The following is a 13,106-nucleotide window of genomic DNA, read 5'->3' as shown; positions in this document are numbered from 1 at the left end:
TTGGTTGTTCCTCCTAGCTTTTCAGCCAATTTCTAATTGTTTGAATATCATTCATCAGTAAAAATTCTTCACTATCAATACGAGAGATACGACTTTGATAAATCTCACTCTCTTCAAATGCACGTGTCTGTGGAGACTCGACCATTTGTAAAACGCCGTCGTCTATTGTAACAAATTTCAACTCAGAAAACACGTGAATCATGAATACTAATAATTTTTCTGGAATTCTTAAATAATTCGAAACAAATTTCAATTTAAATCGAATGTCTACACGCGGCTGCTTCATAAAGAATTTATATAGCTTAGTAAATTGATCACGAGTAGGCAAGCCATTCAAATACGCATCATCTGGACTATATAAATAAAGATAGATTCGTTCAAAATTTCCGGTAGTTGAAATTTCTTTTAATAGTTCCTTATGGTCAGGACAATCTAATACAACTAGTTGATCATAATTTGACCATTGGATTGCTGGATTATATAAAGTAATCGACTCCTGTAATTCTTTGGAGAAAAATTTCTGACTAGTTGATTGGAAGGCCAAATACAGAATTCGACCGTTTTCTATTCTTTCATTCCAGGTATATTTTGCTCGACGATCAATCACTTGAAGTCCTTCAGAAGCAAAATCAATCAAACGAAGCTGTACTTTCTTCTTACCATTCCATTCATTGATCTCTAAGTCACCGATAAAGCGTGTATCTGGTTGTTGAATTTCTTCACTGTCCTTGCCAAAACCAAATCCGATAGCATCTAATTGACTCTCTTCATTCTTCAATGAAAATTTGACGTGCTGTTGTTCACTGCCGATTTGTTTAAAAGAATCTACATGCCCCTCCACTAAAAAATTAGGCGCTGGATTATCGGTTCCGAAAGGAGCTAGTTTCTTCAATTCTTCAACGAATTTCAGATTGATTTCTGATAATGCTAAAGACTTATCAATCAACAAAACAGACCCCTTGGTCAAATCGATTTTCTGTGCAGCGATGTAATCATTCATCATTTTTCTTAAGGTATCTATGTTTTCTGATGGCATAGTTAATCCTACTGCAGCAGCATGACCGCCAAAATGAGTGAATTCAGAACGCATCGTGTTTAACATGCTGAATAGATCCAACGCATCAATACTTCTACCAGAACCTTTTGCTACACCGTTTTCATCGATAGACAGAACAATTGTCGGACGTCCCGTTTGCTTTAGAATGTTTCCGGCAACGATTCCTAAAACACCTGGATTCCAGCCCTCTTTTGCAATTAAATGGACAGCATCATCAGGATTGACTAAGGCGATAGCCTCAGCAGTAGTTTCTTGGACTATCGTTTTACGGTCTTCATTGATTTTATTTAATTTTTCAGCTAAGTTTTGGGCGACTTCATCATCAAAGGTAGTCATCAACTCTACTGCTGGATTTGGGTCTCCTAATCGACCGATCGCATTTAATCGTGGGCCCAAACTGAAACCAATACTCGTTTCATCAACTTTCTGTAAATCAACAGAACTGACTTTTAATAATTCTAGTAAACCTAAACGTTGTGTTTGCTTGATTGCCTGCAGTCCTAATTTTACTAAATTCCGATTTTCTCCAGTCATTGAAACTAAATCGGCGACAGTACCTATAGTGACTAAATCCAGCATTTCTAAAGGAACTTCTTCTAATAGAGCCGTAGCTAACTTGAAGGCCACACCTGCTCCAGCTAGTTCACCAAAGGGATAACTGCCTTCTGGATGGCGAGGATGGATAATACAATAAGCATCTGGTAAAACTGGCGGCATCTCATGATGATCCGTAACAATTACGTCAACCCCTTGAGAATTAGCAAATTCAATAGCTTCGTTTCCAGCCACTCCATTATCGACAGTGACAATTAACTGGATACCTTCATTAATTTTTTCAGCAAAAAGCTCTTTGTTCGGCCCATAACCATGAATAAAACGATTCGGCAAAACATATTGAACGTTTGCGCCAATCATTTCTAAGGTTTCTAACATGATCGAAGTGCTGGTGATTCCGTCTGCATCATAATCACCATATATTAAAATAGGCTGTCCTTCCATAATCGCAATCTGAATCCGATCAACGGCCTTATCCATATCATGCATTAAAAAAGGATCATGTAGATCATCGATATTTGCCTTCATCAACTGCTTGAAAGCTTCTAACGTATGTATATCTCGATTCCATAATAGTTCAGCAAATGTCTCACTGTATCCTTGATTCGCTAGTTCCGCTTTAAAAGTTGAATCAATTGAACTAGATTCTCTGAACTGCCAATCGAAGCTTGATTTTTTCACTGTATCACTTCCCAACCGTATCAGTATAGCAAAAAAAAATCAGACAAGAAAGAGAAGAAGACCTTAGTTTCGCAACTAAAGTCTTCTTTCTCAATCATAGTAATCAATTGGTGGATTGTTTTTTTTGTCTGACTGTCCATTCTCCATTGCCGCTAATGCTTGATCTTTATCTTTCAGTAAGCTTTCGTAGTTAGCCTTTAGCACAGCTATCTCGTTTTCTTTTTCTCGCTGATAAGCCGCTTTTTCTTCTTCTAACTTTTGTTCATTGTTCGTTTCATACCCCTGAATTGTTTCTTTAAGCTGTTTGATTTCCTTGCGCTGTTGAAATAAGGTAGCACCAGAAGTTAATAGAACAACCAAAGCTCCAATCAAAGCAGAGCCGATAATGACTAAAACTAATGATAAATAGATTTTTTTAATCAAGAAATTAACCGGAACTTCCTGACTATTAGAAAGGGCAAAGATCACAATCAGCAAAACTAAAATAAATCCTAGTAGTACTTTCCATTGTTTTTTCATATGCCTTCCTACTTCCTATTAAATAATCCACCCGCTAAAAAATCCCCAATTTGCGGGAACAACCCATAAAAGCGACTTGCTCCTTCCATTATTAGTGGACGATTGATTTCACGAGTCGGTTTCCCCATTTTGTTGACGATTGTCTTTGCCAGCTTATGCGGGTCTAGGACAATTCCACCTAGGTTTTCTAAATAACTTCCGCTTGGATCTGCTTTATCAAAAAATTCTGTTGCAATTGGCCCAGGGTTGATTGTTGTGACAAAAACGTTTGCCGGACGCAATTCTAAACGTAAAGCATTAGAAAAGCCAAGAACCGCAAATTTCGTTGCCGAGTAAACCGTTGATTTAGGAGTCGCCATCTTCCCAGCCATTGATGCGACATTAAAAATGTGTCCTTGTTTATTATTCACCATGGCGATCGCAATTTTTTGAGTAAAGTACATTATACCTAAAACATTGACATTAAACATATTTTTCGCTATCTCTAAGTCAAAATCTACGAAGTTTTCGAACATACCAAAACCAGCGTTGTTCACTAAAACATCCACTTCACCGACTTCATCTGAGATTTTTTCAATCACTGATTCTACACTATCTGGATCTGAGATATCTAATTGAAAGGCATATGCAGCCTTACCGCTTAATTCACTACAATGTTCCTTTACTTGGCCAATTAAGTTAATCCGACGTGCACAAGTAACGACGATTGCACCACGTTTTGCTGCTTCGTAACAAATCTGTTCGCCTAAACCGGCTGAGCCACCGGTCACAACGACAACTTTATCTGTTAAATCCATGAGTTAACCTTCTTTCTTTATAAATTGGGTAAAAATTTTAAAAGCTATGAAAATGGAATATCAATGATGTCGAAATCTCGCGCAAGCTGCGTATTGGGAAAAATCTCCTGTGCTTCGGCTTCCAATTCCTTTGCTTCCTTCGCAAGATACCTTGCAGAAATATGCGTCAACATAAGTTTTCTTGCCTTTGCTTCTTTCGCAATTGATGCTGCCTGCTGCGTTGTTGAATGGAAGTACGCGCGTGCGAGTTTTGCTTCATTTTTATTAAAGGTGCTCTCGTGAACAACCACATCACTGTTTTTCGCAAATTCGCTAGATCTAGCTGTAAACCGAGTATCACCAAAAATAGTGACCACTCGTCCGTGTTTACTTTCACCAACAAAATCTTTTCCGTTTATCGTCCGGCCATCTGCCAATGTGACGGTTTGGCCTTGTTTCAATTTTCCGTATATTGGACCAGCAGGAATGCCTAATTCAGCAAGTTTGTCTACCTGAAGCATGCCTTCGTGATCTGCTTCTGTTACACGAAAACCAAAGCTTTCAATTCCATGATCCAGTAACATGCACTCCACGGTAAATTGCTTATCTTTGAAAATTACGCCCTCTTTCAACTCGACAAATTCTAACGGATAAGCCAGATGAGTCTTTGTTACCTGTAAGGATGTACGCACATAATTTTCTAAACCAGCAGGACCGTATATAATAATCGGTTCCTCGCCACCTTGGAAGGAGCGACTACTTAATAATCCAGGCAAACCAAAAATGTGATCCCCATGTAAATGAGAAATAAAGATCTTTTCTATTTTTCGAGGTTTAATGTTTGTTCGTAAAATTTGCATTTGAGTTCCCTCGCCGCAGTCAAATAACCAAATGGCATTTCGCTCATCTAGCAATTTCAATGCAAGACTGCTGACATTTCGATGTTTCGCAGGCACACCTGCGCCTGTCCCTAAAAATTCTAGTTCCATATTTCTCCTGACTTTCTATCAAACTATTATTATTCTAGAAGAAAGTCTAGCTTTCCGCAATCTAAATAGGAAAAAACTCATTCGAACCGATTAGTTTTCAGAATTATCTTCCTTCTCAGCCTTTTCTTTTGATGCTTTCGCCATTTCTTGAGTCTTTTTCACTTCAGCTTCAACTTCTTCGTATTCCAAACGTGTGATCTCGCCGCCTAATTCCATCATAATTAATTGATTTAAAGGGCGATTATCTTCTTCCTCAGCGATTAACAATAAGGCGGTATCACCTTCACCAATTTTATCTATCAAAAATTCAAATACTCCCGTAGCTTCTCGAACTTCTTTCGCGTCTTGAGTAGCTCCGATCATTCCGCCGGTAAACCAGCCGAGCAAAATACCGATGGGGCCGCCAAGTATTCCAACCATCATACCGATCAACCCACCCGTTGAACTTTTGTTGCTGCCAGTAAAGTCTAAAAAGTCTTCAATTTCAAATTTGTGTTCACCGTCATCTGAATGATGGACTACTGCCATTTGTTCGCCTTTAAAAGACTTGTTCATATGAAGACGTTTAGCCTTAGAAAACGCCTCGTACGCCTTGGACTCTACATCAAAATTCATAATGATTACTCGTTTTTCCATTTAAAATCGCTCCCTTATTCTTTTGACTTTAGTTTAGCAATAAATAAGGGTTTTGGAAAACAGAACGAGTTTTATCCGCATAATTAAATTATGTAAACAACATTACTTCAATAAGCTCAGTTGAACTTTTGGTTTTTATCTATAAATTCATTGATTAACAATAGAAAAAAACAAGTACCCTCTTTTGGAAACAAAGGAGGATACCTGTTTTCATTCACTGTAAAACTAATTTCCAGTTTTAATTTCTTCCATAATACGATCATCAACTACATAGTGATCAAAGAATACTTTGGATAATTGATATCCTTCGCCCCAATTTGTACGAATAACATCGTATTCTACACCATCAATTTTCAGTTTATTCCGCAAATGTTTAATTATAGTAGATAGACGTGTCATGTGACTTGCTGAATCACTATCACCCCAAATTTTAACAGCTAAATCATTTCGGCTAATTGGAGCTTCTTTAGTAGAGATTAAAGTACTTAACATCTCACGTTCTGAACGAGTCAAATTCCATAATGGGATCGGACGTTTTTCCTTTTCGCTTTCTTCTTTTTGAGTTCTCATTCCAAAACCAATTGAATAAACAGATTCCTTTAACGTTTTCTCAGCAAGTTTCTCTCTTAACCCGCTAAGTGTTTCGTCTTCAAGTAACCACTCATCAACGCCTTGTGATTCCCATTCTGATTTCTCCTCTTTTTGAGGCATCCGATCAGTTTCACGGATAATCGTGAACTTCTCGCCAACTTCTTCAAGAATGACAGTTAGTTCCTGATCAGAAATTGTTTCACTAACGATTAATACATCAAAAAAGTTCATTACTTCTAATGGCACTTGTTTTGCTTGGAGCATCGTTAGTAATTTAGCTGAACTTAAAACTTCAATGTTTAATCGTTGTAGTTTTTCAACTAAAGGTCTCTCAACTAAGATATTGTGCGTTAAAATTAATACTTGCATCACATTATTCCCCTTTTTTATTATTAAAAATAAGTTTCCGACAAATTGCGTAAGGAAAGTTTTATTAATTAACAATATAATTATTACTTCTTACACTGTTAGTTTACACTGCCATTCACTCGAGCGCTACCGAAAAGCTTATATTTCACCACTCACAATTAGAATTATTGATAAAATTTTTGGGTTAAAAAAACTTTTCCTAGATAAAATAATTCAATTATTATTTTTAAACAACACTTTTTTCAATCATTCATAAAAATTTAGAACATATAACATTCGTATTTTTTTAGGGGCTTTATTAACAAAATAAATTGATAACGTAAGATGAGTATCGTTTTCATCCCTGTATACCTAACTTTCATTTTCTGTTCAATATAATTCATGAAAAATTCAATTAAATTTTTTAACTATTTTCAAATCGAGATAGTGTCGAAATAGTTCGTAAAATGTTTGTGAAAAAATATAGATAAATAACAGTAAAAATAACACCGATTTATTATCAAGAATTTCGAATTATGTTTTTTTAACTTGTCAAAATTCTTCAATCAAAAATTTCTCTTAAAAATAAATTAATATTTTAGCAAACCTTTATCCCGGATTTTCGAGAAACACGTCAATTATCGATAATTAAAAACACTTTCATTTTATTTTCAGCACACAAAAAAGTACTGCAAAATGACTTGCAGCACTTTTATAAGTTATTAGTATTGTTTCTGAATACTTAGTCAACAAACTCGAATTCAAATTTATCTATGCGGACAAGGTCTCCATCCTTAGCTCCACGAGCACGTAGAGCTTCGTCCACTCCCATGGAACGAAGTTGACGCGCAAAACGCATAACTGTTTCATCATGATCAAAGTTCGTCATTTTGAAGAGTTTTTCTAATTTCTCTCCGCTTAATACCCAAGTAGCATCTGGTTCGCGAGTAATAGTAAACTCTGGTTCATTGGATTGGAATCCATAATTTACAGTATCTTCTTCAACTTCTTCATCATATAATAAAAATTCTGGTGTAACTTCTAATAAGTCAGCCGTCGCGTTCAGTAAATTGTCTAATCCCTGTTTTGTAATGGCTGAGATAGCAAAAACTGGAATATCCTCCGCGAATTCATCTTCCTTATCCTTCTTAAGCTGTTCCTTGAACTCTTTCAGATTATCTTCTGCGTTGGGCATGTCCATTTTATTCGCAACAATAATTTGTGGACGTTCCAATAAACGTAAATTGTGTGTGCTTAACTCCTTATTGATTGCTTGATAATCTTCATAAGGATCTCTGCCTTCCATTCCACTCATATCGATTACATGTAGAATGACTCTCGTACGTTCGATATGGCGTAAGAATTGCGTACCTAAACCAACGCCCTGAGAGGCTCCTTCAATCAAGCCGGGTAAGTCGGCCGCTGCAAAGCTGCGACCATCACTGGTAGTAACCATCCCTAAGTTAGGAACTAATGTGGTAAAGTGATAGGCGCCGATTTTAGGACGTGCAGATGAAATCACAGAAAGGATGGTTGACTTTCCAACAGATGGAAAACCAACTAATCCGACATCCGCTAAAACCTTCAATTCTAATTCTATATTTCGCTCTTGTCCGGGTTCGCCGTTTTCGGCTAACTCAGGCGCAGGGTTCCGAGGGGAGGCAAAACGAGTATTTCCTCTTCCTCCTCTTCCACCGTGTGCAACAATCAACTCTTGACCGTTTTCAATTAAATCACCGATCAAAGCTCCTGTGTCGGCGTCGCGAACAGTAGTCCCCGGCGGCACGCTCACATAAGTATCTTCTGCACCTCGACCGTGCATTCCTTTACTCATTCCATTTTCACCTGGAGTTGCTCTGAAATGGCGATTATAACGGAAATCCATTAATGTACGCAGTCCTTCATCAACGACTAAAATGACATCGCCGCCGCGGCCGCCATCACCGCCTGCAGGGCCGCCATCTGGAACATATTTTTCTCGACGAAAGGCGACCATCCCATCCCCGCCTTTACCGGCTTTGACATCAATGGTTACTTGATCTAAAAACATGGACATTTGGTGTCCTCCTTATCTCTATATATTATTGACTACTGAATCTCCACACTAAACAAAGTCTTGTATATTGTAGCTAGATTGAACGAAAAAGTCCATTCTTATTGATAGAAGCTTAAAAAAATTATTGAATTCTCGCGTTTTTTTGCTTCCAAGTATTATCTTTTGACAAAAATTTTGATGCGTTGCACAATAAAAAATGTAAGGCGTCAAGCTTTGCTTGATATAAAAAGGAGGAACTTTTGGTTATGACAGTAAAAGTAGGTATTAATGGATTTGGACGTATTGGTCGTTTGGCTTTCCGTCGAATCAAAGAAGTGTCTGACGATATTGAAGTAGTAGCAATCAACGATTTAACAAGTCCTACAATGTTGGCACAATTATTACAATTTGATTCAACACATGGCACATACCCTGGAACAGTTACTGCAACAGAAGATTCAATCGTTGTTGACGGCGAAAAAACTCGTGTATATGCTGAACCAGATGCAAGCAAAATCCCTTGGGTAAAAGAAAACGGTGTTGACATCGTACTAGAATGTACTGGTTTCTATACATCTGAAGAAAAAGCACAAGCTCACTTAGATGCTGGTGTAAAACGCGTCGTTATTTCAGCTCCTGCTGGACAAATGAAAACAATCGTTTATAACGTAAATGATGATACTCTAGATTCAAATGATAAAATTATTTCTGCTGGTTCTTGTACAACAAACTGTTTAGCACCTATGGCTTATTTCTTAAATGAAGAATTTGGGATTGAAGTTGGTACAATGACAACTGTTCACGCATACACATCTACTCAAATGTTACTTGATGGACCAGTTAAAGGCGGAAATCTACGTGCTGCACGTTCTGCTGCAGACAACACTATTCCTCATTCAACTGGTGCTGCTAAAGCAATCGGCTTAGTAATTCCAGAATTGAATGGAAAATTACAAGGTCATGCTCAACGTGTTCCTGTTGTTGATGGTTCATTGACTGAATTGGTTTCTGTACTTAAAACTAAAGTAACTGCAGACCAAGTAAACGAAGCAATCAAAAAACACACCGTTGATAACCCATCATTTGGTTATGATGATCGTGAAATCGTTTCTGGTGATGTTATCGGTACAACTCAAGGTTCAATCTTTGACCCAACTCAAACTGAAGTAACTTCAGCGGGCGACTACCAATTGGTTAAAACAGTTGCTTGGTATGATAACGAATATGGTTTTACTTGCCAAATGATTCGCTTATTAGAAAAATTTGCTAACTTATAAAAGTTTGCTCAATTTTTAGGAGATCTTTTAGATCTCCTTTTTTATTGCCCTTATTTGATAAAATTTTTGAAGCAAAAGTCACTGATTTTTTATAGGAAGTGAGTTAAAAGTTTGTTATCATAAGAATGATAATAAGTTCAAAAGGAGAATACTATGCAATTCAAAAAATTAATGATTGGTGCAACTCTTGCTTTATCAATCGGCTTACTCGCAGCTTGCGGAAGCGATAACTCTACGAAAGATACAAAGGACAGTGCCGCAAAAACTACTGAATCTAGTGTAGACTTAAACAAACTGGAGCTCCCTCAGCTAAATGACAAAGTAACTGATGATGAGTATTTGGTGGAACTTGTAACAACTGAAGGAAATGTTAAAATCAAGCTTTTCCCTAAGCAAGCGCCAAAAGCGGTAGAAAATTTCGTGAAGCACGCAAAGGACGGCTACTATAAGGATACCCCCTTCCATCGTGTGATTAAAGACTTCATGATTCAAGGTGGCGATCCTAAAGGGGATGGCACCGGTGGAGAAAGTATTTGGAAAAAAGGATTCAAGACAGAAGATTCAAAACAGCTCTATAATATTCGTGGCGCACTTTCCATGGCACGTGCAGAATCTCGAAACAGCAATGGGAGCCAATTCTTCATTGTAACCAATAATGAAGATGTTAGTGATGGCTTAGCGATTCAATATTATCCAGAAAAAATCATTGAGCAATACAAAAAAGGCGGCGCCCCTCAATTAGATGGCGAGTATACAGTCTTTGGTCAAGTAATTGAAGGCATGGACGTTGTTGATAAAATCGCAAATGGTGAGGTCAAAGATAGTGATTCTGGTGAGAAATCTACACCAGTGAACCCTGTCAAAGTAACAGAAGTAAAAGTTTTGCAAGAACCTAAAAAATAGTAGTAGCAAAAGAACCAAAAACTCTTCATTTAGAGCTTTTGGTTCTTTCTTTGTAATTTCTATTTTTTCTGTTCCTTATCTCCCACAATAAAAGTGAATTCACATTCAGTTACCACTTTATCCTCCACTGTTGCCCATGCTTTAGCAGTGCCTACTGGTCCCTTCACTTTTTGAATATCAAAGTTCAAAAATAGCGTATCTCCTGGTCGAACAAATTCTAAAAATTTTGCATTGTTGATACCGCCAATGTAGGCAGTTTTCCCCTCAAAAGCCGCTGATTTTAAAATTAGCAAGGATCCTGCTTGAGCTAACGCTTCAACAATCAAGGTTCCTGGCATTATTGGCTCCCCTGGAAAATATCCCTGGAAAAAGTCTTCGTTCATCGTCAAATTTTTGACGGCGGTGATATGTTTTTCATCCTCGAACTCTGTAACAGCATCTAAATAATAAATGGGAAAGCGATTTGGAATCGCATCCATTATTTCTTCGACAGTCATAATTTTCTCCATTTTGCACCTCTATGAATATTTTATTTGATTATCAAACTATCATATTCTTACAGTTTAATCAAGGTCTATGCAAATATTCAAAAAAATAGTTTGACAATCAAAGCTTTTTCCAACATAATGAGAGCATATTATTTTTTATATTATTTAGGAGTGTGTCATTTAATGTCTATTTTATCTGGAAAGAAAATAATCGTAACAGGCGTAGCCAATAAAAAAAGTATTGCTTGGGGATGTGCAAAAGCTATCACCGATCAAGGCGCAGAAATCATCTACACATATCAAAATGATCGCATGAAGAAAAATTTAGTGAAGTTAGTTGGTGAAGATGCCAACATGTTTGAGCTTGATGTAGCTAGCGATGAAAAGATCGAAGCTGCCTTTGATTCTATCAAAGAAAAATTTGGTTCAATTGATGGATTGGTGCACTCTATCGCCTTCGCTAACAAAGAAGAATTATCTGGGAATGTAACTGAGATTACTCGTGACGGCTTCCAGTTAGCACAAGATATCAGTGCATACTCTTTACTAGCGGTTTCAAAATATGCGGCGCCTTTAATGACTGACGGCGGCAGCATCGTGACTATGACTTATATGGGATCTGAACGTTCTATTCCTAATTACAATATGATGGGAATTGCAAAAGCTGCTCTAGAAGCCGAAGTTCGTTATTTAGCGACTGAGCTAGCTCCTAAAAACATTCGTGTCAATGCGATATCTGCTGGAGCCATCAAAACTTTAGCAGTAACAGGTGTAAAGGACTATCAATCACTTTTGAATTTATCTGAAGAACGCACGCCCGATAAAGTTGCGGTAACCATTGAAGAAGTTGGAAATTCATGTGCTTTCTTACTAAGCCCATTAGCCACAGGTATTATCGGTGATGTTATCTACGTTGACAAAGGGGTTCATCTAAGCTAATAGCTTGCGACTCATTGTTTTTGAACACTGATATTCCATGACTTAACAAAAAGCTGCCCATTATGCATAATGGACAGCTTTTTTGTTAGGTTAAAATATTTCCAATATCCCCATTAAAATCGCAAAAAAGAGACGCTTTACTGGGGATTTAATCGTACTTCTTACGTAGTGAATGTGCGCCAGACAATACCATAGATTAAAAAATAGGAAAAACAACACCCCTAAAACAACCCAAACAATACTCATTCTTTCTCCTTCAGAAAACTAAACTTCGAAAATCCACCCTTCTGGTGCTTCTACATCACCAAACTGAATACCAACAAGTTCGTCATACAATTTCTTCGTCACAGGTCCCGTTTCCGTCTCGCTATAGAAAACATGGAAATCATCGCCATTTTGAATTCCGGCTATTGGTGCGATTATTGCAGCAGTACCACAGGCACCTGCTTCAGTAAATTTGTCCAATTCATCTAAACGAACGTCTCCTTCGATAGCCTCTAATCCAAAACGTTCCTTAGCTAAATGTAACAACGAATATTTGGTAATACTTGGTAAGATTGATGGTGATTTTGGTGTAATAAATTCATTATCACGAGTAATTCCAAAAAAGTTCGCCGATCCGACTTCTTCTATCTTAGTGTGCGTTGCAGGATCAAGATAAATACAGTCAGAAAAATTGCGATCATGAGCGATTTGACCAGGTAGTAGACTTGCCGCATAATTGCCGCCGACTTTAGCCGCCCCTGTACCAAATGGTGCCGCACGATCATATTCCGATACAATAAAGTTACTTGGTGTCAGTCCACCTTTAAAGTAAGGTCCTACTGGCATACAAAATACCCCAAATAAATACTCTGGAGCTGGGACGATTCCAATATTTGGGCCTACTCCAATCAAATATGGACGAAGATACAATGTTGCACCAGTTCCATATGGAGGAACGTATTCTTCATTGGCGCGTACAACCTGCTTAACTGCATCGATGAATTTATCTTCTGGAACAGCGGGCATTTGCAGACGCTCCGCGCTCTTATTCAACCGCTTTGAATTTTCGTCTGGACGGAACAAATTGATTTTTCCATCTTTGCGCCGATAAGCCTTTAATCCTTCAAAACATTCTTGTCCGTAATGGAGACATGTCGATCCTTCATTAATGGTGATCGTATTATCCTCAGTTAATACGCCCTCATCCCATTGACCATTTTTCCAACGAGAAATATAGCGGAAAGGTGTTTTGATATAATCAAACCCCAATTCTTCCCATTTTATATTCACCATTCTATCATCCCCTTCTTATTTAAATGTTAGTCTA

12 protein-coding genes are annotated in these 13,106 nt (G+C 37.6%); 3 read left to right on the top strand and 9 right to left on the bottom strand.

Annotated elements, in window-relative coordinates:
* Window positions 1-13: 13 nt before the first annotated feature.
* The 7 genes from recJ to obgE all read right to left on the bottom strand — a co-directional run bounded on the left by recJ (window position 14) and on the right by obgE (window position 8,208).
* Window positions 14-2,293 carry a single-stranded-DNA-specific exonuclease RecJ gene (recJ, locus tag IGI50_RS07735; RefSeq protein ID WP_438776647.1) on the bottom strand — a complete coding sequence of 760 codons (2,280 nt, stop codon included), beginning with the start codon at window positions 2,291-2,293 and terminating at the stop codon, window positions 14-16.
* A 90-nt stretch (window positions 2,294-2,383) separates the two neighbouring features.
* Window positions 2,384-2,812, bottom strand: a complete 429-nt coding sequence (locus IGI50_RS07730; RefSeq protein WP_218257290.1) for a LapA family protein — start codon at window positions 2,810-2,812, stop codon at window positions 2,384-2,386.
* 8 nt (window positions 2,813-2,820) lie between these two features.
* On the bottom strand, window positions 2,821-3,609 hold the full coding sequence (locus tag IGI50_RS07725; protein ID WP_438776646.1) for an SDR family NAD(P)-dependent oxidoreductase: 789 nt from the start codon (window positions 3,607-3,609) through the stop codon (window positions 2,821-2,823).
* 44 nt (window positions 3,610-3,653) lie between these two features.
* Window positions 3,654-4,577, bottom strand: a complete 924-nt coding sequence (rnz, locus tag IGI50_RS07720) for a ribonuclease Z (RefSeq protein ID WP_010744785.1) — start codon at window positions 4,575-4,577, stop codon at window positions 3,654-3,656.
* A gap of 90 nt (window positions 4,578-4,667) precedes the next feature.
* Window positions 4,668-5,213 (bottom strand): DUF456 domain-containing protein, encoded by a 546-nt coding sequence (locus IGI50_RS07715; protein ID WP_010744784.1) that lies wholly within the window; start codon window positions 5,211-5,213, stop codon window positions 4,668-4,670.
* A 225-nt stretch (window positions 5,214-5,438) separates the two neighbouring features.
* On the bottom strand, window positions 5,439-6,173 hold the full coding sequence (locus IGI50_RS07710) for a winged helix-turn-helix domain-containing protein (RefSeq protein ID WP_010744783.1): 735 nt from the start codon (window positions 6,171-6,173) through the stop codon (window positions 5,439-5,441).
* Window positions 6,174-6,894: 721 nt separating this feature from the next.
* Entirely contained in the window at window positions 6,895-8,208 is a 1,314-nt protein-coding gene (gene obgE / locus IGI50_RS07705) for a GTPase ObgE (RefSeq protein ID WP_010744782.1), read from the bottom strand.
* Between the two features lie 245 nt (window positions 8,209-8,453).
* On the opposite strand from obgE, the gene gap reads away from it, so the two are divergent.
* Window positions 8,454-9,464, top strand: coding sequence for a type I glyceraldehyde-3-phosphate dehydrogenase (gap, locus tag IGI50_RS07700; RefSeq protein WP_088932521.1), 1,011 nt, complete (start codon window positions 8,454-8,456; stop codon window positions 9,462-9,464).
* A gap of 153 nt (window positions 9,465-9,617) precedes the next feature.
* Window positions 9,618-10,367 carry a peptidylprolyl isomerase gene (locus tag IGI50_RS07695; RefSeq protein WP_218257287.1) on the top strand — a complete coding sequence of 250 codons (750 nt, stop codon included), beginning with the start codon at window positions 9,618-9,620 and terminating at the stop codon, window positions 10,365-10,367.
* Window positions 10,368-10,426: 59 nt separating this feature from the next.
* Here the strand turns inward: IGI50_RS07695 and fabZ are convergent, their stop codons facing one another.
* Window positions 10,427-10,876: a 3-hydroxyacyl-ACP dehydratase FabZ gene (gene fabZ, locus IGI50_RS07690; RefSeq protein ID WP_311854818.1), complete on the bottom strand. Its 450-nt coding sequence runs from the start codon at window positions 10,874-10,876 to the stop codon at window positions 10,427-10,429.
* Window positions 10,877-11,038: 162 nt separating this feature from the next.
* Here fabZ and fabI point away from each other — a divergent pair, with 162 nt between their 5' ends.
* The gene (gene fabI / locus IGI50_RS07685) at window positions 11,039-11,794 is read left to right on the top strand and encodes an enoyl-ACP reductase FabI (protein WP_218257286.1); all 756 of its coding nucleotides are present in this window, start codon (window positions 11,039-11,041) and stop codon (window positions 11,792-11,794) included.
* Between the two features lie 264 nt (window positions 11,795-12,058).
* On the opposite strand, the gene IGI50_RS07680 is transcribed toward fabI, so the two are convergent.
* Window positions 12,059-13,072 (bottom strand): branched-chain amino acid aminotransferase, encoded by a 1,014-nt coding sequence (locus IGI50_RS07680; RefSeq protein ID WP_218257285.1) that lies wholly within the window; start codon window positions 13,070-13,072, stop codon window positions 12,059-12,061.
* Window positions 13,073-13,106 lie beyond the last annotated feature (34 nt).

The sequence above is a fragment of the Enterococcus sp. DIV0170 genome (assembly GCF_051710765.1).
In the GTDB taxonomy this organism is placed as follows: domain Bacteria; phylum Bacillota; class Bacilli; order Lactobacillales; family Enterococcaceae; genus Enterococcus_A; species Enterococcus_A raffinosus.
Note: the sequence above shows the minus strand (reverse complement) of the source record. Positions and strands in the feature narration are given on the sequence as shown.